Source organism: Nocardia sp. NPDC049190 (assembly GCF_040648115.1).
In the GTDB taxonomy this organism is placed as follows: Bacteria; Actinomycetota; Actinomycetes; order Mycobacteriales; family Mycobacteriaceae; genus Nocardia.
This window is the reverse complement of the sequence record NZ_JBEZDE010000002.1, coordinates 80639-103641: the sequence shown is the minus strand read 5'-3', so window position 1 is coordinate 103641 and position 23003 is coordinate 80639. Positions and strand designations below refer to the sequence as shown.

The following is a 23003-nucleotide window of genomic DNA, read 5'->3' as shown; positions in this document are numbered from 1 at the left end:
CAACTGACCGCACGGCGGACGTGCCGGTAAGAAACGTCACACCCGCCGCGCACCGAGCGTCAGACGGCGATGACTCCCTTGTGCAGGAAGCGATCCGGACCGAGGGCAGTAGCGCGTGCCTTTTCAGGAGTCCTCTTCCCACCACGGCTCCGTGTCCGCCACGGCGACGAACTCGAAAAAGTCCATGTTGCTGATCTCCAGGTTGCACGCCATCGATCCGACCATGCGGCAGGGAAGAACCGCGGGCTGTCCCGGGGTGTCGTACAGGTCGACAACGGTCAGCGGTCGGTCGGTTTCGGCGAAGGTGCTGGCATCGGCGAGCACGACCATGGTGGTGTGCTCATCGATGTCTTCCTCGCGCGGCGAGACCAGCGCCGGGACCTGACCCGACAGGAGGCCGTCGAAGTCCCGGTCGTCGACGACCAACGCCGTCAGCGGATAGTGGTCCACGTCGATCTCATCCGGGTCAAGGTCCGCGCCGACCCAGCCGTCCTCGTCGGCCCCACCCAACTCGTCGAGCAGGGCGCGCCAGCCCTCCTCGTCGTCGAAGAAGGTGCGGACCAGCAGTACGCCGGCGCTGGAGGGCAGTGTCGGGAAGGACCGGTGCGGCGTCGCCGTCGGCGCGGGGAAGGCCGGCTGACCGGCGTCCCCTTGGTACATGCCGCACACGTCCATGTCGCGTACCAGATGGTCGAATGTGAGTGCGCCGCACAGCAGGTCGGCCAGGATCTCGCCGAGCCGGGACGGCGGGACTCGGACCCCGCGCCCCGGTACCATCGCCAGGTCCACCAGCAACGGTCCGTCTCCGCCGTACCCCACCGAAACGTCGGCCAAGACGACGACCGGCGGCGCTTGCTCGCCCTCGGCGACGAGCGCCGGGACGTTTCCGCCATACAGGGAGTCCCATGTGTCGTCCTCGATCGGTCGCAGTCGCACCCCACTGCCCCCGACGACGAGCACATCGCCTTCCCGGCGGCCCCCGATCTCGTCCAGCAGCCCGCCCCACAGTGCCGTGCCGTCCTCGTAGCAGGCACAGACCAATAGGACTTCACCGGGCTCCGGCTGGGGAAGCTTGGGAAATGACATGACTCTCCTCCGAAAGGCTCTGCGGTGCCTGGTCGTAAGGTGTCCTGGCCGTGGCGACGCCTCCGGCAGGACATCACGAGCAGACGGATGGGGCAGCGGCTCATGGTGGCAGATCGGCGCCGTCGAGCCGTAACCGGGCCAGGTGTCGGATCACGGGCGGGGCTGGTCGAGCCGGCGAGTTCCGTGGTCGATGCGAACAAGGGGCATCTTTGTCACGGGCCTCAGGTCTGTCACCGGCCTCAGGCTCCTCCCTTCAGCACCCTGGAGATCAGCATCCGCTGCTGTTCTGTGAGCCGGGGATCCGCCGCGTAGAACGTCCTGCCGTCCACGGTGATCTCGTAGTTGAACCCGTCGGGAATCCCGAGGGGCGGTTCGCTGTGCCCGCTGGCCACCGCTTGGTCGGCCAGGGTGTGCCACTCGCTCGCGTCGGGTCGCGCCGAGGTATCCACTTCGCCGTGCCGCTCGATGCCCGCGAATCCGCCCGTGCGACGCACTTGAATACGCATGCATCCGTGTCTAGTACGGAACTAGGACGTTCGCACCCCAACCTGTTCCCAGGCCTTCAGGACGGCCTTCAGCTCCTCGCCCTCGTTGAAGCGGGCCTCGGCCGCCTCGACCGTGAGCTTCGCGAAGTCCACGAACGAGGCATCCTTCTTCAGCTCGCCGCCGGTCAGGACGTCGTACCAGACCTGCCCCGCCTTTTCCCAGGCGTAGCCGCCGAGGGTCGTGGCGGCCAAATAGAAGGCATGATTGGGGATGCCGGAGTTGATGTGGACGCCGCCGTTGTCCTGGCCGGTGTGCACGTAGTCATCCATGGTCGCCGGCTGCGGGTCCCTGCCGAGAACATCGTCGTCATAGGCGGTACCCGGCTCCTTCATGGAGCGCAGTGCTTTCCCGGTGACGATCGGCGAGAGCAGGCCCGCGCCGATCAGCCAGTCGGCCTCGGCGGCGGTCTGGCCGAGCGTGTACTGCTTGATCAGCGATCCGAAGACGTCCGACAGCGACTCGTTGAGAGCGCCGGGCTGGCCGAAGTAGCTGAGGTTGGCCGTGTACTGCGTGACACCGTGGGTGAGTTCGTGGCCGATGACCTCGATCGGGATGGTGAAGTCGAGGAAGATCTCACCGTCACCGTCGCCGAACACCATCTGTTCGCCATTCCAAAAGGCGTTGTTGTAGTCCTGGTCATAGTGGACGGTCGCATCAAGCGGCCAGTTGTCGCCGTCGATGGAGGAGCGCCCGTGCACCTTCAGATAGAACTCGAAGGTGGCGCCGAGGCCCGCATAGGCACGGTTGACGGTGGCATCCCGGCTCGGGGCGCCGCCCTCGGCACGGACCTTCTCGCCCGGCAGCTCCGTGCTGTGGCGGGCGTCGTAGATGGTGCGCTGGGGCTGGTCGGTCGGCGCTGCGGCAGGCGGGAGGACGGATGGCGAGCCGATGACGGTGGTCAGACGGCGATGGGTGCGCTCGTAGGCGTCGCGCTCGAGGGTCTTGCGCGCGGCACTGGCGAGTCCGGGGTCTTCTCGCTGCGACAACCTGTCGAGAATGTGCGGAGGCACGATGGTGCAGAAGATGGGCTCGAAGCCCCCGTCGGTCTTCGTCATGCCCGCAACCATCGCACACCGGTGCGGCGCGCCGCAGCCGAAAGAGGTTCGGCCAGTGAATGTTTCGGACTACGCCGCTGTCATGTCGAGGCCTGTCGGATGAGATCGCGGCGGGCGGGGCCGATTTTCGTCGGCGGACACCACCGCGAAAGGCGGCGTTCACATCACTTCGTCAACACGCCCGGCGAATCCGCCCTCGATAGCTCTTGGCGGTATCCGCTGGCACACCCGTCGCACCATGCCTCTGCGTGCGAAAGTGCATGTGGTCAGACGGAGGGGAGTGATCGGCGACGCGGTGCGTGGGTGGCCGCAGTGTGGGCAAGTTGGGCCACGGCTGCGCCCATCGGCCGACGGGTGGGCGGTAGAGATGGCCGGATCGGACTATTCGGCCATCTCTGAGCCGGGAGACCAGACGGGGACGCATATTCGATAGTTCCATCCGTCGCCGGTTCGCCAGCGTGACTCGTTTCGGGTGTTCGTCGCGCGAACCATCCGATCTGACCGCATGGCGCGACACCCAGACCGCGCATCGGGTGCACAGTGGAGGTACGTGTGATGGTTGCGGCAGTCCTGGCGAGGTCGCCGCGCCCGGCCCGCGCGCGGTGCGGGCACGGCGGTAGACCCCATTGTCCTGGAGCCGGTCGACGAGGTCGTCGTCACGACGCTGGTGGACAACAGCTACGACGCGCTGATGGGCGATGTCGGCCCGGCCCGGCGTGCGCGCAATGCCACGATCCCCAAGGTGGACGCCCCGCAGTTCGTGGACGGCCGGACGCATACCGGTCTGGTCGCCGAGCACGGCTTCTCCACGCTCGTCACCACCCGTCGTGGCGGCGCCTCGCACACCGTGCTGTTCGACACCGGCGTGTCCCCGACCGGCATGGCGACCAACTTCCACCGGCTCGGGCTCGACGCGGGCGATATCGAGGTGGTGGTGCTCAGCCACGGCCACTTCGATCACACGGGCGGGCTGTCCGGGCTGGTCGAGCTGCGGGGCCGCTGCGGGCTGCCGCTCGTCGTGCATCCGTTGGTGTGGACCAGGCGCCGCCTCGCCCTTCCCGACCAGCCCGCGTGGGAGTTGCCGACGCTGAGCCGGTCAGCGCTGGAGGCCGAGGGCCTCGCGGTGATCGAGCGCAGGCAGCCCTCGCTGTTGCTCGACGGCTCGGTGCTCATCACCGGCGAGGTCGACCGCACCACCGACTTCGAGCACGGGTTGCCCAATCACGAGGCGTGGCGCGACGGGCGGTGGGAGCCCGACCCGACGATCCTCGACGAGCAGGCGCTGGTGGTCCAGGTCCGCGGCAAGGGGCTCGTCGTGCTCACCGGGTGCGGGCATGCCGGTGCGGTGAACATCGCCCGGCACGCGCTGCGACTGACCGGGGTGGATCGGCTCCACGCGCTGCTCGGCGGTTTCCATCTCACCGGAGCGGCTTTCGAGCCGATCATCGAACCCACCGTCGCCGCGTTCGTCGACATGGCGCCCGAGGTGTTGGTGCCCGCGCACTGCACGGGGTGGAAGGCTCAGCACCGGATCGCCGCGGCACTGCCCGATGCGTTCATCCCGAACGCGGTCGGCACGTCGTTCGTGATGGCCGGCGTCTGACCGGGGCTCTCGTCGGGCATGGGCTGCGTTCGAAATGTGCTCCGTGGCATCGGCCGTCGTGGGAGGCGACGTAGGCTTCGACCGCCGATCGTCCACTGGGTCGCGGGCGGTAACGGAGTTCGGCGCCAGTCTGGATGAGGTAGCCGATACCCGCGCTGTTCGGGTGGTCCGTGAGCGGGACGCGATCGAGTGACCGCCGGTCCGCCGGAGTCTCGGGACCGGTCGGATAGTCCGGCGGCTGCCCGTCCTGCTCGACGAGCTACCCATGCGTGATGAAGCCCGCCCGCGTACCGTCGACACTATGAGCAGTAGCGCCGTGCCGATGGCAGCGGTGGAGGGCTCGGACCTGTGGGCGCGAGCGTTCGCGCTGCTGTACGACCCGCTGCTGTGGGCGGGCGAGCGAGCGGGTATGGGCGCTCGTCGGCGGGATCTGCTCGGCCGCGCGGTGGGGCGCACTGTGGAACTCGGCAGCGGTACCGGTCTCAACCTGGGGTACTACCCGGACGACGTCGACGAGCTGATCTTGACCGAACCGGAGGCCGCGATGCGTACGCGGTTGGCGCGGCGGCTGCGTCGAAGTCGACGTCCGGCGCGGGTGCTCGACGCCTCGGCGGAACACCTGCCGTTTGCGGACGAAACCGTGGATACGGTCGTCTCAACACTCGTGTTGTGCACTGTCGACGACCCTGCCCCGGTACTGCGGGAGATCGAGCGTGTGTTGCGTCCCGGTGGCCGGCTGCTGTTTCTCGAGCACGTGCGTTCCCGGTCGCCGCGACTTGCTTCTTGGCAAGATCGCCTCGCGGTCCCGTGGCGCCGGTTCGCGGAGGGCTGCCACTGCAACCGTGCCACCCTCGAGCTGATCCGGGCGTGCGGACTGGAACTCGACGAGGTTCAGGAAGCGTCGTGGCGGGGACTGCCGCCGATTGTTCGACCGCTGGTCATGGGTGCGGCCACAAAAAGTGGCGCCTGACCGGATACCCACCTGTCCGGCCACAGATACCGCGAGCCCACGCTGATCAGGGTCGCCGATGAGTTGATCTCCTCCACCCGGGCCCACGCAGCACACCTAGCGGCGCAACGAACGGCTGTGGCTCGCCGCCGGCTCAGATGTTTGATCTCGCCCTCCCGGACTTGCTTTGATCACAGCGATCACGGCGAGTTGTTCGAAGCGGGAGGTACGGAGTTTGGTGGCCAGACGATCGCTCGGCCGGCAGTTCGGATGGCTGTGGACGTCTTATGCGGTCAGCGCCTACGGCTCCGGGCTGGGGTTCGGTGCGTTACCGCTGATCGCCGTGCTGGTGTTGCACGCCAGCCCCATGCAGGTGTCCGCGCTGTCCGCGGTGGGACCGGCAGTGGGCGCCCTGATCGCGTTGCCGCTCGGGCCGTGGGTGGAGTTCCGCCGCAAGCGACCGGTGATGATCACGATGGACCTGGTCCGCTTCGCGGTCATGATGACGATCCCGGTCGCCTATGCCTTCGGCCGGCTCGGTTTCGTCCAGTTGCTGGTCGTCTCGGCCGTGGTCGCCGCGGCCAAGATCGCCTTCAACGCGGCGAGCGGCGCCTACCTCAAAGCTCTCATCCGGCCGGCGAACCTGCTCGTGGCCAACGCGCGGTTCGAGTCCACGAACTGGAGTTCCATCGCCGTCGGGCCGCCACTGGGTGGGGCGGCGATCGGCCTGTTCGGGCCGGTCACCACCGTCGTGGCCGACGCGCTCAGCTACCTGCTCTCCGCGCTGGGGGTCACCGCGATTCGCGGCCGCGAACAGCCCCCGCAGCGAACCGACAAACGCCAGCTCCGGGTCGGCGAGTTGCTCGATGGGTGGCGGCATCTCTTGACCCATCCCGCCCTACGGGCGCTCTACCTCAACCAGCTGGTCGTCAGTGGTCTGATCATGGCCACCGAGCCGCTGTCGGCCGTACTTCTGCTGCGCGAGCTCGGATTCCCACCCTGGCAGTACGGGATCGCCTTCGCCGCCCCCTGCCTCGGCGGTCTCATCGGCTCCCGCCTTGCCGGCCGTGTCGTGGCACGATACGGCCGACACCGGATCATCCGTACCGTCGGCACGCTGCGCGCGGTCTGGCTGATCGGCCTCGCTGTCGTCCAGCCCGGTGTCGTCGGCCTCGCGACGGTGATCGCGGTCGAGCTCGCGATCATCATCAGCATGAGCCTGTACAACCCGGTACTGGCCACCTATCGACTCGAACACACACCCGAAGACCGTGTGGCCCGGACCCTGTCGGCCTGGTCGATCGGCAGTAGCGCCGCCATCGCCATGCTCAGCGCGCTCGGCGGACTGCTCGCCGACGCCACCAGCCCACGCACGGCGATCACGATCGCAGGACTGCTGATCCTCGCCAGCCCGCTGCTGCTACCCCGCAGCCCGGATTGCCCATCCACACCCGACCCTGCGGTGGCAACAGTTCCGCGGGCACCGGGCGGTTCATCGGAAGCCGAGCAGAGACACCCACTGCTTGCCGAGACGGGCCACGAATAACAGCGAGGCCCGGCCCCGAACCATCCGTCGGTCACCGCGGCTGAGTCGCTCGCCGGCCACGGTCGACGACCGAGCCTCGCCCGAAGCGGCCGAAGGCACAGCTCAGAATTACCGTCGTCATGCGCGTGAGCTGGTGTTTTGCTCGCGCCAACACCGTGTCAGGGGGCATGTCAGCACGATGACGGTCCGGTGTCAGGACGACAGGCGATTGTTTCTTCCGTGATCAGGTCCCGCTCGGCGAGCACGACGCACGCCGAGCAGAACACCACGAACTCGAAGGAGCACACCATCATGTCCACCCCCACCATCACCATCGCCGACCAGGACAAGACCACCCTGCGCACCGCCGCCTACGGCGCCGTCGCGCTGCTGGCCGCCGCGGGCGCACCGCACAAGGGCATCACCCACGCCTCCATCGCCCTGTGCTCGGCCACCGGCCTGGTCGGACACGTTCTCGCCGCGAAGTCCAGGGACATCGAACTGCCGGGCAAGACCGTCGCCGCACTCGCCGACCGGGTACTGCCCGCCCTGACCGCCGCGGTGCGACTGCTCGAGCAGCAGGACCCGGCCGAAGCCGACAACTTCCGCAGCACCCTCGCCGTCGCCGTCGATGCCGCCACCCAGCCCGGCAAGAGCCAGCCCAGCCCCGTCCTGGCCGAGATGGCCCGCAAGATCACCGCAGCCCTCGGCTGACGGGCGAACGAACCGGCTCAGCCGACGAACCGGCCACCGTGGTCCCGCACACCTCGAGGAGGGATCGCTTCCGGTCGTGCATCACAGCGAACGCGGCCTCGGCCGCGCCGAGTTCAACGAGTTCGGCGCGGCCGGTCCACCGGCGCGTGGTGTGCATACCGGCAGCCGTGGTGGCCGGCGCGGTGGTGAGTAGTCGTATATCCGCGCAGCGCCGGCCGTGGCGGCGCCGCGGAAAGGTCGGCCACTACGCCGACTCGGCACAGGCGATAGGGTCGAGGTGTTCGCAGCGCCGCGAAGGGATGACGGGTATGAGTCTTCTTGTGCCACAGACGATCGACGAGGTTTCCGACACTGTCCGCCAGGCGCGGGTCAGGATGGCCTGGCGCGCGCAGCGGGCGGGTGCGCGGCTGGCCGAGTATTACCCCGAGTCGGCGCGGCCGCTGGCGGAGCCCCCGCCGGGCAGCGGGCTGAAGCCGGTGCCGGGTGACTTCGGCTTTCCCGGAATCGGATACACCCTGCATGCGTTGGCGGACCCGATTGCCTTCGCGCGCAAACGATTCGACCGATGGGGTCCGATCCAGTGGTTCGGCATGCTCGGTCGTCGCATCGTCGGGATCAGCAGCCCGGAGGCGCTCGAGGCGGTCATGATCGACCGGAACAAGGCATTGTCGGCTCAGCGCGGCTGGGAATTCCTGATCGGCCCGTTCTTCCGCGGCGGGCTGTTGCTGCGCGATTTCGACGAGCACCTGTTCCATCGGCGGATCATGCAGCAGGCGTTCACCCGACCACGTCTGATCGGCTACCAGCAGATGACGACGCCGCGGATCACCCGCGCGATCGCGGACTGGCGTCCGGGCAACGACTTCCGTGTCTACAGCGCGATCAAGAAGCTGCTGCTCCAGCAGGCCATCGAGGTATTCGCGGGTGCCGAACTCGGCGGCGAGGCAGTTCGGTTGCAGCGCGCTTTCGAGGACGCGGTGCGCGGTGGAGCAGCGATGATCCGAACGAATATGCCGGGTGGGGTGTGGGCGCGCGGGCTGCGCGGGCGACAGGTCCTCGAGGAGTACTTCCGTCGCGAACTGCCGACCAAGCGCGCGGGCAACGGCGCAGACCTGTTCAGCGTGCTGTGCCGGGCGACCACCGAGGAAGGGCATACCTTCACCGACGCGGAGGTGGTCGAGCACATGATCTTCGTGATGATGGCCGCCCACGACACCAGCACGATCGCGTCGTCCATGCTGGTCTATGAACTGGCGAGAAACCCGGAATGGCAGCAGCGGCTGCGCGCCGAATCCGTGGCGTTGGGTAAGCCGTCGCTCGACTACGCCGATCTCGATCGGCTTCCCGCCCTGGATCTCGCGTTCAAAGAGGCGCTGCGGGTCTATTCGCCCGTGGCCCAGCAGGTTCGCGAGACCAGCGTAGACACCGACATTCTCGGCTATTACGTGCCGAAAGGAACATTGGTGCTGTGCAGCACGTACGCCATCATGCGCACCGATGAGTACTGGCATGATGCCGACGTCTTCGACCCCGAACGATTCGCCGACGACCGTCGCGAGGACAAATCACACCGCTTCGCCTGGGCTCCCTTCGGCGGCGGCGCGCACAAGTGTATCGGTCTGTACTTCGGCGCGATGACCGTGAAGGCCGTGGTGCATCAGATGCTGTTGAACTACCGCTGGAGCGTTGCCGACGACTACCAGGTGCCCTTGGTCGCTGGAACCGGCCCGATGCCCGCCGATGGGCTGCCGATTCGGTTGGAGCGGCTGGCCTGATGAAGATCGTCGCGGACCGCACCGTGTGCGAGGGGCACGGCATGTGTGAAGCTCTGGCGCCCGACCTGTTCCGAGTCGGTGCCGATGGAATCGTCGCATCGCGACCCGGAACGGTCGCCGCGTCCGATCGTGACCTGCTCGAACTCGTTGTCGACAGTTGCCCGGTTCAGGCGTTGCGGCTGATCTGAGCACACATGTGGGCTGCGGCGGGCCGGCGTGGCTCGGCGTCGATGCGCACACCGCCGACCAGCAGGGGTGGGCCGTTTCAGCTCCGCTTGCACGGGTAACGCGTGATGAGCTGTCCATCGAGCCGAGAGGAGAGGTGAGTCTGCATGGCCACCTGCGATACCTGCGGAAACGAGTACGACAAGACGTTCACCATTACCCGCAACGGGCAATCCGCCGTCTTCGACAGCTTCGAATGCGCGATCACCGCACTCGCCCCGGTGTGCACGCACTGCTCGTGTCGGATCGTCGGCCACGGCGTCGAGGCGCGCGGAGACTTCTTCTGCTGCGCGCACTGCGCCCATGAGGAAGGTTACCCAGCCCTGGTCGACCACGTCTGAGCCGCCGAACCGAAACACCGGTCCGAGGCGATCTCACCCGTGTGGCGGGGACGCGCCGATTCCGGCGTTCGCGGCCGCGTCGCTGAGTACCGCTTCGAGCATGGCCGGTGTGAGCCGTCCGGTGAAGGTGTTCTGTTGGCTCACGTGATAACAACCGAACAGGTGCAGCGGTCGCCGGTCGATCTCGACCGGGGCCAGCTCCACGTGTGTCCCGTGGCCGAACTTCGGTCGTGGCCGCGGCACGATCCAGCCGGCGTCCGACAACACCGGGAGCAGCGCCTGCCAGCCGAACGCGCCGAGTACGACCACCGAGCGCAATGTCGGTCGCAGCAAGGACAATTCGGTGTCCAACCAATGCCGGCAGCGGTCCCGCTCGCCGGAGGTCGGTTTGTTGTCCGGTGGTGCGCAGTGCACCGGCGCGGTGATCCGCACGCCGGTCAGCCGCATGCCGTCGTCGATGCTGGTGGCGGTCGGTTGACTGGCCAGACCGACCGCGTGCAGCGCGGCAAACAGCACGTCCCCGCTGCGGTCTCCGGTGAACATGCGCCCGGTCCGGTTGCCGCCGTGTGCGGCGGGGGCCAGACCGACGATGAGCATTCTCGCGTCCGCCGCGCCGAATCCGGGAACGGGTCGACCCCAATAGGTTTGGTCGCGGAAGGCAGCGCGTTTCTCCCTGGCGACGAGCTCGCGCCAGGCCACGAGCCGCGGACAGGCGAAGCAGTCGGCGACCGCGGCGTCGAGTTCGGCGATGGAGCGGCACATGTCAGCTGCCGGAAACCACGAGATGGTCGGAGGCCGCGTCCAGGCGCGCGATGCTGGCCGGCCTGTTGTCACCAGGGTTCATCTGGACTCCGTTCGGTGGTAGCAGTTCTTCCTGTGCTCAGCGAGCCGGACGATGTGTGCTCACTATGCATTACCCGAGCGCGCCATTACCCGAGCACAGCATTACCCGAGCGCACCCTGATCGGGCCTCGGTCTGTCGCACCGTGCGCGTCCTACCAGGCATCCTCGGATATCTGACCAGTTCAGCGGGGTGTTGCGGTCCGAAATGTGCCGGATACGTGATCGGTACCGCCTGGTCCGGGTTGATAGCATGGCCTTCCCGACCGACCGGCTGTGGGTTCCGCCCTCCGGATCACCTCGAAAGAGTCCTCGCATGCAGTTTGAAATCGTCGAGCGAGACGAGATGTGGGTTGCTGGATTGCCGGTGCGCAGCCCGAAGCGTGCGCTCGGAGAACTGCGTGATCATGATCTGGAGGCCGCCTGGGCGGCCGTCCTGCACCAGGAGCTCGGCGGGCCGCTCGCCAGCGCCTATACCGACTACACCGGGGAACTCGGTACCTATAACACGCAGATCGTCGGCTATCAGTGCGCGGCGTTCGACGACGTCACCCGCGGTCACCTGGTCGCCCGGTTACCGCGCGGCACCTATGCCCGGTTCTCCTCGGTCGGTAATTTCCCACAGGTGATGACCGACCTGTGGACCCAGATCGCCTATGCCGAGGAACACAACCAGATAAAGCGGACCTATACCGGCGATTTCGAGTGTTATCCACATGCCTACAAGATCGATCTCTACCTGGCGGTCGACGCGCGATGAGCTATGCGATCGTGGTGCGCGCCGAGGGGATCTACGGCGGGCTGGTTGTCCCGCGGGTGCGCCCGAGTTTCAAGGTCAGCAACAGCGACCTGATCGAGTTTCTGAAGGACCGTCTGCATGATCGGGCGGGTGCGGATCGTCCGATGTACACGGTGTACGTACCGGATCCGGCTGGGAACTACAACGCGATGGTCTGTTTCGAATATCCGGAAGCCGATGCGGTTCCGGTGGGCGATGTCCTGGTGCGAGTGCCGAAAGGCATCTACGCCCGTTTCGTTCCCAACGGCGACTATCACGATCCGGTAGAGGATGTGTGGGCACAGGTAGACGACGCGACGGCATCTGCCGAGATCACTCGCGCGTACCGAGAAGAGATCGAGATCTGGCGGGGGCCGGATTCTGTCGAGCTCTTCATCGCCATCCTCGTCTAGTTTGCCATGCGGTAACTGACTTCGAACCAACCGGTCTCTACATTCCTTTCTGGATCGATCATGACGCTTCTGACCTGCGGAAAGAACGCCCGAAACGATAAGTTTTCGGAATATTAGCCGGACGGCTGGTCAATTCCTGTCGGATGACGGATACTGCCCTGGGCAACTTCATCGCGGCTCATGGCCGTGGGGGTGCTACATGAGGCTGGACTATCACGCATGGGCGCGTGGCGATGGAGTAGGAACACCATGACTGTGGAAGTGGTTGCAGTCGCGCCGGCGGACTTCCTCGGGCGGGGAGTGCTGCGGTATTACGACACGCAATCCGAGTGCGCGTTCTTTGTCTCCGAACCGGGCGCGCAGCCGGTGCTCTGGCGCCGGTATCTGGATGGGGCGCTGGACGTTTACCGGTGTTTCGGGGTGGAGCACGCACTCGAATACGACGCGGTCGTCGATGGTCGGTCGACTTCGCTGTTCTTCGCCGCGGTCGACTCCGCTGGCGACGTGGTCGCCGGCGTCCGGATGCAAGGTCCCTACACCGCGGCCGGGCAGGCGCACGCGTTGCTCGAGTGGGCGGGACATGCCGGCGAGAGCGATCTGCGCCTGATGATTGCCGATCGGATACCAGAGGGGGTGGTCGAGGCCAAGGGTGCGTGGGTCTCGCGCGCCGCGCCTCCTCGCGCCGAACTGAGTGCCGCCATCTCGCGTGCCGTGCTGCACGGCGCGCGCTTGCTCGGCGCGCGTTACGGTTTCGCCACGGCGGCCTCGATCACCGCGGGCAGGCATCGGGAATGCGGCGCAGTGCTCGACGAGCGAATTCCTGCGGTGCCCTATCCGGATGACCGCTACCGGACCGTTCCGCTGTGGTGGGACACCCGGACCTATTCGGCGGTTGCCGAGGAATCGCAGCGGTCGTTGGTGGTCGCCGAGCAGGAGGTGCTGGCCGTCGCCGGCGCCGGTCTCCCGGAGCTGCGACACAGGGTCGCAACGGGAGTCGTGGGTGGGTGTGGGCATGGGCGGTGACCGCAGCAAGGTGACGCACCATCGACCGCTGATCATCGACCAGTCCGATCCGGAAGACGCTCGGACACTGGCAGCGCTGCGCGACGATCCGGGTATCGAATTCACCGATCTTCGCGAGTTGCTGCGAGTCGAGTACGGAAAAATGGTTGCCGCGCCGGATATTTCGGAGGGTCCCGAATCCGACCGGTGGATCTACTATCCCTGGCGTAGTGCGGTGGTCGGGTTACCGGGGCCGCGAACATTCCGAGCGATTCGCTTGGATCGAAACAGAAACAAGCTCACCAGATCCGAGCAGGATCGCCTGGCGGGTCTCGCCATCGGAATCGTCGGGCAAAGTGCGGGGCACGCCATTGCCCACCTACTGGCGCTCGAAGGAATTTGCGGCGGGTTGCGATTGGCCGACCTGGACGAAATCGAGTTGTCCAATCTCAATCGGGTTCCCGGCACGTTGTTCGATATCGGTGTCAACAAAGCGGTCGTGACCGCGCGCCGGATTGCCGAGCTGGATCCCTATCTACCGGTGGAGATCTTCGGCTCCGGAGTCGACGAGAATTCGGTGGACGATTTCCTGGACGGTCTCGCGATCGTCGTCGAGGAATGTGATTCGCTCGATATGAAACTCGTGATCCGGGTGGCGGCGGCCAGGCACGGCATTCCCTTGCTGATGGAGACCAGTGACCGTGGTTTGCTGGACGTCGAGCGCTTCGATCTCGAACCCCAGCGTCCCGCGTTCCACGGTTTGCTGGGTGATATCAGCGCGGCCGATCTGCGTGGGCTGACCGCACGGGAGAAGGCGCCGTTCGTGGTGAAACTGCTCGGTGCTTCCGGGCTGTCCGCGCGGCTCGGCGCGAGCCTGGTCGAAGTCGGTGAGACGGTGACCAGCTGGCCGCAACTGGCCGGCGACGTCGCACTCGGCGCCGCGAGTGCCGCCGCCGCCGTCCGGCGCATCGGGCTCGGGATGAAGCTGGAATCCGGCCGCGTCCGGGTGGATCTGGAATCTCATCTGGACGAGGTGGCCGACCCGCCGCCGACCGGTGACCTGGTGTGGGCGGAGGATGCGACCGTGTCCGCCACCGGACCGATCGATCAGGTACTCGCGTGCGCGCAGCGGGCGCCATCCGGGGGCAATATGCAGCCGTGGTCGTTGCATCCCGGCCCGAATGACCTCCGCATCGTGCTGGCGACGGAGTACAGCGCGGCAATGGATATCGGCTTTCGCGGCAGCGCTGTCGCGCTCGGCGCCGCCGTGTACAACGCGCGGGTCGCGGCGGCCGCACACGGCATTCTCGGTCCATACGAGTTCATCGAGGGTGCACCGGGGTCGGGCGAGTTGGTTGCGAGTCTTCGCTGGGGCGACGGCCGGAACGCGGAGCTCGCCGCGAACTATCCCGCGGTGCTGCACCGCGCGACCAACCGTCGGGTCGGTACCGGCGCGCGGCTGGCCGACGGCGTCCTCGACTCGCTTGCCGCGGTCGCCGAATCAGCCGGTGCGCAGCTGCGCGCCGTGATCGATCGGCGGGACATTGCAGAAGCTGCACGTTTGCTGGGAAGCTCAGATCGAATCAGGTATCTGACGCCGCGTTTGTACGAGGAAATGCTGTCCGAAGTCCGGTGGCCTGACGACGACCTGGATACCGGCATCGACGCCCGCAGCCTCGAACTCGCCGCTGACGAGTGGGCAGCGTTCGAGATCACTACACGCGCGGACGTCATGGCGCAGTTGCGATCCTGGTCCGCCGGTGCGGCGCTGGGGAAATACACCTATGACCGCGTCCTGTCCAGCTCCGCCATTGTCGCGGTGACTTTCGAGGGCGCGAAACCTGGGTTGACCGAGTTTGCTGAGGCAGGCGCGGCGGTTGCCCAGGTATGGGTGCAGGCGGAGCGCTTCGGATTGTGCGTGCAACCGATTTCGCCCGTATACCTGTATTCCCGACGCCCTGGCGAACTTACCGCGATTTCCCCCGACTTCGCAGATACACTAGCGTCACTTCAGGGCCGTTTCCTGAACCTGCTGGACGTGCCTGAGCATGAGACCATGGCGTTGGTGCTTCGCCTGAGTTACGCCCCCGCCGCCACGGTTCGCAGCAGACGGCGTCCGGGGCTCGGTGTGGACACCAGTAGCTAGCGCGATCGGAGACAATGTGCCACGGCGGACACTCGACTCATTGGTGACTCAGGTCGCCTCGGAGCTGATGGGTGTGGACGCCACGACGATGGTGGCCGCGACCGAACGTGTGCTCGCTCAGTTGGTCGAGTACTTCGACGTGGACTTCAGCTATGTGCGACATACCGACCGCGAACGTCGGGCAACTGTGCTGATCGCGGAGTGGCCGCACCGCCAGCAGATACCCGACCCGGATCCGCTCGGCGTCATCTACTTCGACAACGCCGACCCGGTGTTCCGCGCGTTGGAACACTCGACCGAGCCCTTGGTCGCCCGGCCGACGCCCGAGTTCGCCGAGTACCAGGAAACGGTTCGGCGGGCCTCCGGCATCGCCGCGGTGACCTCGGCGGCCGTACCGCTGCTGTCCAGAGGTGAGCCGACCGGTGCGCTCGGATTCGTGAAGGCCGGCGATCGGGAATGGAGCACCCGCGAACTCAACGTGCTCAAGGCCATCGCGACGCTCTTCGCGCAGTTGCAGGCGCGGGTGGTCGCGGAGGAGCGGCTCCGATATATCGCGCTGCACGACGATCTGACCGGTCTGGCCAATCGGCGCGCGCTGCTGGAACATATGGAAGATCGATTACGCACCGGCAGTCCCGGCCCAGTGGCGGCTTTCTTCCTCGACCTGGATCGCTTGAAGGCACTCAACGATTTTCTCGGTCACACCGCGGGGGATAATTTCATTCGCACGTTGTCGACGCGGCTGCGGGAGAATCTCGACCCGAACGACATGATTGCCCGACTGGGTGGTGACGAATTCGTCATCGTTCCCGCCAAACCCATGGACCCGGTGGCGGCCGAGTACGAGGCGAACCGCATCCAGCAGTTGATCGCCAGACGCGTCACCGTCGGCGGGGAGTCGGTCAGTCGTGGTGCGAGCGTGGGAGTGGCGCTGGGAATTCCGGGGCAGACCACGGTCGCCGATGTGCTCCGCCGTGCCGATCACGCGCTGCTCTCGGCGAAGTCCGGCGGTGGCAATGGCGTCGCGGTATTCACCGACACCATGCGCGCCCAGTTCGAACTGCAAGACGACGTGGAGCTCAACCTCCGTGGCGCGGTCTCCGACGGCTCGCTGCTGCTGCATTATCAGCCCGAGGTGGACTTGCGCACGGGGCGCATCGTGGCGCTGGAGGCGTTGGTTCGCTGGCTGCATCCGACCAGGGGACTGCTGCCGCCCGGTGCGTTCGTCACCGTCGCCGAGGCCACCAATCTGGCCGGTGAGCTGGGGCGCTGGGTGATTCGGTCGGCGTGTGCGCAGTTCGCCGAATGGCGTCGCCGCGGCATGGCGGGCAATGTGGTGATGCGGATCAACGTGTCGCCGGTGCAATTGGTCAGCCTCGATTTCGTCGAGCGCATCGAGGACATCCTGCGACTGTTCGGAATCGACGGAAGTTCGGTGTGTCTGGAGATCACCGAACACGTCGTAGTGCAGGATCTGGCCCGGACCCAGGTCACGCTGCGTGGCTTGAAGCGGATGGGTGTGCAGATCGCCATCGACGACTTCGGTACCGGTTACAGCTCGCTGTCGCACCTCAAGGCGCTGCCGGTGGACGCGGTGAAGATCGATCGGGGCTTCGTGCAACGCCTCGGTGCGAGCACCGACGATCTTGCCATCGTGAAATCCATTATCGGCCTCGCCGGCTCGTTCGGCCTCGGCGTGGTCGGCGAAGGCGTCGAGACCGCAGTCGCCGCGCGCACCCTGGTCGGTCTCGGCTGCTATCGGGCGCAGGGTTTTCTGATCGCGCGGCCGATGCCCGCCGAGCAGGTCGAATCCCATCTGGCCGCGGGCAGGATTCCGCTCGACCTCGATCTGCCTCGGGCCGATCGCGGCCTGCCCACGCACTGAACCGCGGGTCGCGGGTCCCGGTGATCCGGGGCGGCGCCGCCTGATCCGCCGGTTCTTTCCCGGTTGTTCACGATCGTTGGGCGCAGTGGTCCCGGCGGTAACCCGATCCACTGCACGATCGGCGAGGTGCGCATCGTTCAGCTTGCGAACTTCTACGGACCGCGCTCGGGTGGGTTGCGCACCGCGTTGCATCACCTCGGCGAGGGCTATGTCGCCGCCGGACACCAGGTGGTGCTGATCGTGCCGGGTCCACAGCGCGCCGAGGAGATGCTGACCACCGGCGTCGTGCGGATCACGGTGCCCGCCTTGGCGATTCCCCGGACCGGTGGCTATCGGGCAGCCGATCCGCGGCAGGTGGCCGATGTGGTCGGCGGGCTGCGGCCCGACGTGCTGGAGGTGTCCGATCGGCTGACGCTGCGCGGGTTCGGCCGCTGGGCACGGCGGCGCGACGTAGCCGGCGTCATGATCTCGCACGAACGGCTCGACCGGCTGCTCGGCCAGGTCCTGCCCGGCCCGGTGGCGCGCGGCTGCGCCGATGCGGCGAACCGGCGCACCGCCGCCGACTACGACGTCGTCGTCTGCACCACCGAGTTCGCCCGTCAGGAGTTCTCGCGTATCGACGCGTCGAATGTCGAGTTGGTGCCGCTCGGGGTGGACCTGGACCTGTTCAGCCCGCGTCGATGGGACCGCGGGTTGCGCGCGGAACTCGGGGTGCCCGGGCACCCGCTGCTGGTGCACTGCGGCAGGTTGTCGGTGGAGAAGCGGGTGGACCGCAGCATGGAGGCGGTGGGCGCGCTGCGTACAGCGGGTGTCGAGGCCCGGCTGGTGGTCGCGGGGGACGGGCCGCGGCGCGCGACGCTCCAGCGGCGGGCGTCGGCGCTGCCTGCGCTGCCTGGCGGGTTGCCTGCTGTGCGTTTCACCGGGTTCATCGCCCAACGCGCGATGGTGGCGAAACTGCTTGCGACCGCGGATGTCTCGCTGGCGCCCGGTCCACACGAGACGTTCGGGCTCGCCGCGCTGGAGGCGCTCGCGGCGGGTACGCCGGTCGTGGCGAGCCGATCTTCTGCGCTGGCCGACATCGTGACCTCGGACTGCGGCGCGGTTGCCGCCGATCATCCCTCGGCGTTCGCGCAAGCCGTCACCGGCGTGCTGGCCATGCCGCGAGCCGGGCGGCGCACGGCGGCGCGCAGCCGCGCCGAACAATTCACCTGGCCCAGGGCGGTGGCCGGCATGCTCGCGGTACTCGGCCGCTGACGGTTGTGGTGGCCGAGCAGAACGCTCGAGTACCCTGCGGGGAACCGATTCGGTGATTCGAGATGGGATGCGCAGTGCTTGGTATTGGTCGCAGGCGGGCAGGCCGTAGGACGGTACGCGGCGCGAAGGTTCTGGTGACGGGCGCGGCCAGCGGGATCGGCAGGGCCACGGCACGGGCCGCCGCCGCGGCGGGAGCCGAACTGGTGCTCACCGACATCGACGCCACCGGCTTGGACGAGACGGTGGCCGGCATTCGCGCGGCCGGCGGCGTCGTCATCGCGGCAGACGCGCTCGATATCACCGATTACGACGCGGTCACGGCCTTCGCCGAACGAGTACACGCCGAACACGGAAGCCTCGATGTGATCATGAATGTCGCGGGCATTTCGGCCTGGGGGACGGTGGAGAACCTGGAGCATCGGCACTGGCGGCGGATGGTCGAGGTCAATCTGATGGGCCCGATCCACGTGATCGAGAACTTCGTGCCGTCGATGGTGCGTGCGGGCAAGGGCGGTGCGTTGGTGAACGTGTCGTCAGCGGCAGGGCTGCTCGCGTTGCCCTGGCACGCGGCCTACAGCGCCAGCAAATACGGCATTCGCGGTGTGTCGGAGGTGTTGCGCTTCGATCTGGCGCAGCATGGCATCACGGTGCATCTGGTGGTGCCCGGCGCAGTGAACACGCCGCTGGTGCACAGCGTCGAGCTGGCCGGGGTGAACAAGGAGGACCCGAAGATCGCGCGGCTCACCGCGGCCTTCGCTGCGCACGCGGTGCCGCCGGAGCGGGTGGCGACGGCGATCCTGCGTGGCATCGAGCACAACCGCTTTCTGGTCTACACCTCGTTCGACATCCGGTTCGGGTACTGGTGGGCGCGCAAATTCGCGTTCCCCTACGAGTTCGCCATGCGCCGCACCAGCGCGCGGTTCAGCAGGTTGCTGGCTTCGTCGGGCAGTTGAGGTGGACGTCGAGCACGCGGGCGCCCGGCCCCTGCGCGCCGAGCCGGTCGTGCTCGTTGGCCAGGCGGCAGCTGCCCAGCGACAGACACCCGCAGCCGATGCAACCGGTGAGGTTGTCGCGTAGCCGGATCAGCTGGGTGATTCGGTCGTCGAGGTCCGCCCGCCAGGTGGTGGACAGCGTCTCCCAGTCGCGCCGCGTGGGGTTGCGACCCTCGGGCAGCTGATCGAGGGCGGCGCGGATCTCGCTGAGCGGTATGCCGACTCGCTGGGAAATGCGGATGAAGGCCACGCGGCGCAGGGTCTCGCGGGTGTATCTACGCTGGTTCCCGCTGGTGCGTCTGCTCGTGATGAGCCCTTCGCGTTCGTAGAAGTGCAACGCGGAAACCGCGACTCCACTACGCTCGGAGAGCTGCCCGGGGGTCAGCTCCTTCGCGCGCCAGTCCGCTGTCGACATGCATTCTCCTCCATTCACCTCAACAATACTTCAGGTTTGTGTGGGTGGGGCGCAAATCGGACAGCGCGGGCCGATCGGCATGTGAAGACGGGATTGCCGTGCTCTTCGGCCCGCGGCGAACTACGGTCTGATCATGGAGCAGATGCTGTGCCCGCGCGGCATGGAGAGGATCCGGACGTGATGGCGCCCGATCCCGAGCGCAACGGCCGACGTTTGGCGGTGGCCTCCGAAGTCGGCACGCTGCGTACGGTGCTGCTGCACCGGCCTGGCGACGAGCTGCGCAGACTGACGCCGCGCAACAACGACCAGCTGTTGTTCGACGGGATCCCGTGGGTGGAGCGCGCACAGCAGGAACACGACATCTTCGCGAGCGTCCTGCGCGAGCGCGGCACCGAGGTGCTGTTGCTGTCCGATCTGCTCGCCGAGACGCTCGCGGTCAGCGGCGCCGCCCGCGTTCAGGGCATCGCGGCCGCGGTCGACGCGCGCCGGCTCGGGCACGCGCTCGCCGGCGAACTGGCCGCCTTCCTGCGCGGCGTGCCGGCCAGGGAGCTGGCCGAGATTCTGATGGCGGGGATGACCTTCGATGAGTTGCCGTTCGGTCCCGACACGACCTCGCTGGTCCGCCGTATGCACCACGGCGCGGACTTCGTCATCGATCCGCTGCCCAACCTGTTGTTCACCCGGGACTCCTCGTTCTGGGTCGGCCCGCGCGTCGCGATCACCTCGCTCGCGATGCCCGCCCGCAGCCGAGAGACCTCGCTCACCGATCTCATCTACGCTTTCCATCCCCGTTTTCTCGGGGTGCGCCGCGCCTACGAATCGCACACCGCTCCGATCGAAGGTGGCGACGTATTGCTGCTTTCGGAGGGAGTCGTCGCGGTGGGCGTCGGCGAACGCACCTCGCCCGCGGGTGCGGAAGCGTTGGCGCGCAGCCTGTTCGACGACGATCTGGCGCACACCGTGCTCGTGGTTCCGATCGCCCAGAACCGCGCGACCATGCACCTGGACACCGTGTGCACCATGGTCGACGCCGATGCCGTGGTGATGTATCCGGCGGTTCGAGACTCATTGTGCGCGTTCACGATTCGCAAAGACGCCGAATACACCGGTCGCAGTGGCAACGGCCGGGTCAGCATCCGCGGTCCCGAGCCGTTCCTGCCCGCGGCGGCCGAGGCGATGGGCATCGGCAAGCTGCGGGTGATCGACACCGGCCTGGACGGTGTCACCGCCGAACGCGAGCAATGGGACGACGGCAACAACACCCTCGCGCTCGCGCCCGGTGTAGTGGTCGCCTACGAGCGCAATGAGATGACCAACGCCAGACTGGAGGACGCGGGCATCGAGGTGCTGCGCATCCCTGGCTCCGAACTGGGTTCCGGCCGCGGCGGACCTCGTTGCCTGTCGTGCCCGCTGTCCCGAAATGACGTGTGAGTGGACCATGTTCAGTATCACGGTTTCGCATGATTCGTCCGTACCGCCATACGAGCAGCTGCGCGTGGGCGTGATCGCCCAGGTGCGCGCCGGCACGTTGACGGCCGGGACCAAGATCCCGACCGTTCGTGCGCTGGCGGCCCAGCTGGGGTTGGCCCCGAACACGGTGGCGCGCGCCTACCGCGAATTGGAGGCCGACGGAGTGGTGGAGACCAGAGGCAGACAAGGTTCTTTCATAGCGTCCTCCGGCGACCCGACTCTGGATGTCGCGGGACGGGCCGCCAGCGCCTATGTCGCCACCGTCCGGCGGCTCGGCCTCGACGACGAGGCCGCCCTGCGCTACATCAAGGCAGCGTTGGAGGGCTGACACACCGGGCGGGTCGGCCCGACCGGTGTGGGCGCTCAGCGCCAACTGGGCAGCCAGAGGTGGTCATGCCAGTTGCCGGGGGTGATCGGTAGGGCGGTGAGAATCGGCCAGAGCCAGACGAAGTTGGCGATCACCAGGCCGAGATAGAGACAGACCGCGAGAAGGCCGAGGCTGCGCCGTTCGCTCGGCGGCGCGGACAGGTAGGTCCCGGCGGGGCTGCGCGGTATCGGGCTCGGGCGCGCCGGGCCGAGGACGTCGCCCAGCGCCAGCGCCACGCCCATCATCAGGAACGGGGCCATCGGAACGGCGTAGAAGAAGTACATCTGTCGATCAAGGGTGGCGAACCAGGGCAGCAACGCGGCGCCGTAACCGACCAGCACCGCGCCGTAGCGCCAGTCCCGGCGGACCACGCCGCGCCACAACATCCAGGCAAGGGCCGGCAACGCGATCCACCAGATGGCGGGCGTACCGATCAGCATCACGGCCTTCACACATTGGGTCTGACCGCAGCCGGTGACGCCGCTGTCGGCGTAGTAGTACAGCATCGGTCGCAGGCCCATCGGCCAGGTCCACGGCTTGGACTCCCAAGGGTGGTGGTTGCCCGCCGAGTTGGTCAGCTCGGTGTGGAATTCCAACGACCTGGCGTTGAAGTACCAGAGCGAGCGCAGGGCGTTCGGAAAGAGGTGCGACCAGAACCCCCCGGCGCCGATCGGGTCCGTCGAACTGACGGGATTGCCTGCCATATACCGGTACACGCTCGTCTCGCTGGCGAACCAGGCCCAGTAGCTGGCCAGGTAGAGCCCGAGCGGCACAAGCACCAGCGAGTACAGCGCGGGGCCGACATCGCGGACGGCGACGCCGAGCCAGGGACGGCGCACCTTGTACGCGCGCCGCGCCGAGAGGTCGAAGTAGACACTCAGCAGACCGAAGGCCGCGATGAAATAGATGCCCGACCACTTGGTTCCGCAGGCCAGTCCGAGCAGCACGCCCGCGCCGAAGCGCCACCAGCGCACGCCGAGGCGCGGTCCCCAATCGGTCAGGTCGATCCGGCCTTCGGTGCTCACTCGCGCGATTCGGGTGCGGACCTCGTCACGGTCGACGATGAGGCAGCCGAAGGCCGCGGTCACGAATAACGCCATGAAGATGTCGAGCATCCCGATGCGCGACGAGACGAAGGTGAGCCCGTCAGCGATCAGCAGAATGCCCGCGATGGCGCCGATCAGGGTGGATCGCGCCATGCGGCGCGTGATGCGGATCACCAGCAGCACCAGCACTGTGCCCGCGAGCGCGGCGGTGAACCGCCAGCCCCAGCCGTTGTAGCCGAAAAGCCATTCGCCGATGGCGATCAACTGTTTGCCGACCGGGGGATGCACGACCAAGCCGTAGCCGGGATTGTCCTCGACCCCGCCGCCGGTGAGCATCTGCCACGCCTGCGGGGCGTAATGCTTCTCGTCGAATACGGGGGTGCCCGCATCGGTCGGATAGTTGAGCATCGTGAACCGGGTGACCGCCGCGATCGCGGTGAGGAACGCCGTGACCAACCAGCCGCGGAGCCGGTCGATGGGTCCGAAGTCGGGCGACGGCCGCAGCGGTCCCGGGCTCGACCAGGAGGGCACGGCCCCCAAGGATGCGGTCGCGCGCTGGTCGGTCACCTGGGTCAC

Annotated in this window: 22 protein-coding genes; 16 read left to right on the top strand and 6 right to left on the bottom strand. The window is 67.2% G+C overall.

The genetic code is table 11. The features are described 5' to 3' along the window. Positions 1 to 123: 123 nt before the first annotated feature. The 3 genes from AB0B25_RS02455 to AB0B25_RS02445 form a co-directional block, all read right to left on the bottom strand. The gene (locus tag AB0B25_RS02455; protein ID WP_357173545.1) at positions 124 to 1086 is read right to left on the bottom strand and encodes a hypothetical protein; all 963 of its coding nucleotides are present in this window, start codon (positions 1084 to 1086) and stop codon (positions 124 to 126) included. Between the two features lie 239 nt (positions 1087 to 1325). Then, positions 1326 to 1592 carry a protealysin inhibitor emfourin gene (locus AB0B25_RS02450; RefSeq protein WP_357173542.1) on the bottom strand — a complete coding sequence of 89 codons (267 nt, stop codon included), beginning with the start codon at positions 1590 to 1592 and terminating at the stop codon, positions 1326 to 1328. Positions 1593 to 1613: 21 nt separating this feature from the next. Next, positions 1614 to 2687 (bottom strand): M4 family metallopeptidase, encoded by a 1074-nt coding sequence (locus AB0B25_RS02445; RefSeq protein WP_357173539.1) that lies wholly within the window; start codon positions 2685 to 2687, stop codon positions 1614 to 1616. Positions 2688 to 3246: 559 nt separating this feature from the next. On the opposite strand from AB0B25_RS02445, the gene AB0B25_RS02440 reads away from it, so the two are divergent. The 7 genes from AB0B25_RS02440 (at position 3247) to AB0B25_RS02410 (ending at position 9819) form a co-directional block, all read left to right on the top strand. After that, positions 3247 to 4290, top strand: a complete 1044-nt coding sequence (locus AB0B25_RS02440; protein WP_357173537.1) for an MBL fold metallo-hydrolase — start codon at positions 3247 to 3249, stop codon at positions 4288 to 4290. 301 nt (positions 4291 to 4591) lie between these two features. Beyond that, on the top strand, positions 4592 to 5260 hold the full coding sequence (locus tag AB0B25_RS02435; protein WP_357173534.1) for a class I SAM-dependent methyltransferase: 669 nt from the start codon (positions 4592 to 4594) through the stop codon (positions 5258 to 5260). 217 nt (positions 5261 to 5477) lie between these two features. After that, the gene (locus AB0B25_RS02430; RefSeq protein ID WP_357173531.1) at positions 5478 to 6785 is read left to right on the top strand and encodes an MFS transporter; all 1308 of its coding nucleotides are present in this window, start codon (positions 5478 to 5480) and stop codon (positions 6783 to 6785) included. Positions 6786 to 7004: 219 nt separating this feature from the next. Then, positions 7005 to 7478 (top strand): hypothetical protein, encoded by a 474-nt coding sequence (locus tag AB0B25_RS02425; RefSeq protein ID WP_357173528.1) that lies wholly within the window; start codon positions 7005 to 7007, stop codon positions 7476 to 7478. A 374-nt stretch (positions 7479 to 7852) separates the two neighbouring features. Next, the gene (locus tag AB0B25_RS02420; protein WP_357174125.1) at positions 7853 to 9253 is read left to right on the top strand and encodes a cytochrome P450; all 1401 of its coding nucleotides are present in this window, start codon (positions 7853 to 7855) and stop codon (positions 9251 to 9253) included. Continuing rightward, entirely contained in the window at positions 9253 to 9441 is a 189-nt protein-coding gene (locus tag AB0B25_RS02415; RefSeq protein WP_357173525.1) for a ferredoxin, read from the top strand. Before AB0B25_RS02420 ends, AB0B25_RS02415 begins: the two co-directional genes overlap by 1 nt. Positions 9442 to 9585: 144 nt before the next feature. Further along, positions 9586 to 9819: a hypothetical protein gene (locus AB0B25_RS02410; RefSeq protein WP_357173524.1), complete on the top strand. Its 234-nt coding sequence runs from the start codon at positions 9586 to 9588 to the stop codon at positions 9817 to 9819. A gap of 33 nt (positions 9820 to 9852) precedes the next feature. Here AB0B25_RS02410 and AB0B25_RS02405 read toward each other — a convergent pair whose 3' ends face one another. After that, the gene (locus AB0B25_RS02405) at positions 9853 to 10581 is read right to left on the bottom strand and encodes a uracil-DNA glycosylase (RefSeq protein ID WP_357173521.1); all 729 of its coding nucleotides are present in this window, start codon (positions 10579 to 10581) and stop codon (positions 9853 to 9855) included. 394 nt (positions 10582 to 10975) lie between these two features. On the opposite strand from AB0B25_RS02405, the gene AB0B25_RS02400 reads away from it, so the two are divergent. From AB0B25_RS02400 to AB0B25_RS02370, 7 genes are all read left to right on the top strand, one after another. Further along, positions 10976 to 11419 (top strand): GyrI-like domain-containing protein, encoded by a 444-nt coding sequence (locus AB0B25_RS02400; RefSeq protein ID WP_357072577.1) that lies wholly within the window; start codon positions 10976 to 10978, stop codon positions 11417 to 11419. Next, complete coding sequence (locus AB0B25_RS02395; RefSeq protein ID WP_357173518.1) at positions 11416 to 11850, top strand: effector binding domain-containing protein; 435 nt, start codon at positions 11416 to 11418, stop codon at positions 11848 to 11850. Before AB0B25_RS02400 ends, AB0B25_RS02395 begins: the two co-directional genes overlap by 4 nt. A 249-nt stretch (positions 11851 to 12099) precedes the next feature. After that, the gene (locus AB0B25_RS02390; protein WP_357173516.1) at positions 12100 to 12873 is read left to right on the top strand and encodes a hypothetical protein; all 774 of its coding nucleotides are present in this window, start codon (positions 12100 to 12102) and stop codon (positions 12871 to 12873) included. Further along, positions 12863 to 14998 carry an Rv1355c family protein gene (locus AB0B25_RS02385; protein WP_357174122.1) on the top strand — a complete coding sequence of 712 codons (2136 nt, stop codon included), beginning with the start codon at positions 12863 to 12865 and terminating at the stop codon, positions 14996 to 14998. Before AB0B25_RS02390 ends, AB0B25_RS02385 begins: the two co-directional genes overlap by 11 nt. 43 nt (positions 14999 to 15041) lie before the next feature. After that, a complete protein-coding gene (locus AB0B25_RS02380; RefSeq protein WP_357174119.1) occupies positions 15042 to 16883 on the top strand; it encodes a bifunctional diguanylate cyclase/phosphodiesterase in 1842 nt (613 codons plus the stop codon). A 126-nt stretch (positions 16884 to 17009) separates the two neighbouring features. Next, positions 17010 to 18137: a glycosyltransferase gene (locus AB0B25_RS02375; protein WP_357173513.1), complete on the top strand. Its 1128-nt coding sequence runs from the start codon at positions 17010 to 17012 to the stop codon at positions 18135 to 18137. A gap of 74 nt (positions 18138 to 18211) precedes the next feature. Then, positions 18212 to 19090 carry an SDR family oxidoreductase gene (locus AB0B25_RS02370; RefSeq protein WP_357173510.1) on the top strand — a complete coding sequence of 293 codons (879 nt, stop codon included), beginning with the start codon at positions 18212 to 18214 and terminating at the stop codon, positions 19088 to 19090. Here the strand turns inward: AB0B25_RS02370 and soxR are convergent. After that, positions 19059 to 19544 carry a redox-sensitive transcriptional activator SoxR gene (gene soxR / locus AB0B25_RS02365; RefSeq protein WP_357173507.1) on the bottom strand — a complete coding sequence of 162 codons (486 nt, stop codon included), beginning with the start codon at positions 19542 to 19544 and terminating at the stop codon, positions 19059 to 19061. The two genes, AB0B25_RS02370 and soxR, sit on opposite strands and share 32 nt — an antisense overlap. Positions 19545 to 19724: 180 nt before the next feature. Here soxR and arcA point away from each other — a divergent pair, with 180 nt between their 5' ends. Beyond that, positions 19725 to 20975, top strand: a complete 1251-nt coding sequence (gene arcA, locus AB0B25_RS02360; RefSeq protein ID WP_357174116.1) for an arginine deiminase — start codon at positions 19725 to 19727, stop codon at positions 20973 to 20975. A gap of 7 nt (positions 20976 to 20982) precedes the next feature. Beyond that, complete coding sequence (locus AB0B25_RS02355; protein ID WP_357173504.1) at positions 20983 to 21342, top strand: GntR family transcriptional regulator; 360 nt, start codon at positions 20983 to 20985, stop codon at positions 21340 to 21342. Positions 21343 to 21377: 35 nt separating this feature from the next. Here the strand turns inward: AB0B25_RS02355 and AB0B25_RS02350 are convergent, their stop codons facing one another. Beyond that, entirely contained in the window at positions 21378 to 23003 is a 1626-nt protein-coding gene (locus tag AB0B25_RS02350; RefSeq protein ID WP_357173501.1) for a phospholipid carrier-dependent glycosyltransferase, read from the bottom strand.

Excerpts from the sequence above, each read along its gene's own strand:
- AB0B25_RS02385 (WP_357174122.1), top strand. The coding sequence starts at position 12,863 with ATGGGCGGTGACCGCAGCAAGGTGACGCACCATCGACCGCTGATCATC.
- AB0B25_RS02450 (WP_357173542.1), bottom strand. The coding sequence starts at position 1,592 with ATGCGTATTCAAGTGCGTCGCACGGGCGGATTCGCGGGCATCGAGCGG.
- AB0B25_RS02355 (WP_357173504.1), top strand. The coding sequence starts at position 20,983 with ATGTTCAGTATCACGGTTTCGCATGATTCGTCCGTACCGCCATACGAG.
- AB0B25_RS02390 (WP_357173516.1), top strand. The coding sequence starts at position 12,100 with ATGACTGTGGAAGTGGTTGCAGTCGCGCCGGCGGACTTCCTCGGGCGG.
- arcA (WP_357174116.1), top strand. The coding sequence starts at position 19,725 with ATGGCGCCCGATCCCGAGCGCAACGGCCGACGTTTGGCGGTGGCCTCC.
- AB0B25_RS02420 (WP_357174125.1), top strand. The coding sequence starts at position 7,853 with ATGGCCTGGCGCGCGCAGCGGGCGGGTGCGCGGCTGGCCGAGTATTAC.
- AB0B25_RS02405 (WP_357173521.1), bottom strand. The coding sequence starts at position 10,581 with ATGTGCCGCTCCATCGCCGAACTCGACGCCGCGGTCGCCGACTGCTTC.
- AB0B25_RS02395 (WP_357173518.1), top strand. The coding sequence starts at position 11,416 with ATGAGCTATGCGATCGTGGTGCGCGCCGAGGGGATCTACGGCGGGCTG.
- AB0B25_RS02445 (WP_357173539.1), bottom strand. The coding sequence starts at position 2,687 with ATGACGAAGACCGACGGGGGCTTCGAGCCCATCTTCTGCACCATCGTG.
- AB0B25_RS02410 (WP_357173524.1), top strand. The coding sequence starts at position 9,586 with ATGGCCACCTGCGATACCTGCGGAAACGAGTACGACAAGACGTTCACC.
- AB0B25_RS02415 (WP_357173525.1), top strand. The coding sequence starts at position 9,253 with ATGAAGATCGTCGCGGACCGCACCGTGTGCGAGGGGCACGGCATGTGT.
- AB0B25_RS02400 (WP_357072577.1), top strand. The coding sequence starts at position 10,976 with ATGCAGTTTGAAATCGTCGAGCGAGACGAGATGTGGGTTGCTGGATTG.
- AB0B25_RS02455 (WP_357173545.1), bottom strand. The coding sequence starts at position 1,086 with ATGTCATTTCCCAAGCTTCCCCAGCCGGAGCCCGGTGAAGTCCTATTG.
- soxR (WP_357173507.1), bottom strand. The coding sequence starts at position 19,544 with ATGTCGACAGCGGACTGGCGCGCGAAGGAGCTGACCCCCGGGCAGCTC.
- AB0B25_RS02435 (WP_357173534.1), top strand. The coding sequence starts at position 4,592 with ATGAGCAGTAGCGCCGTGCCGATGGCAGCGGTGGAGGGCTCGGACCTG.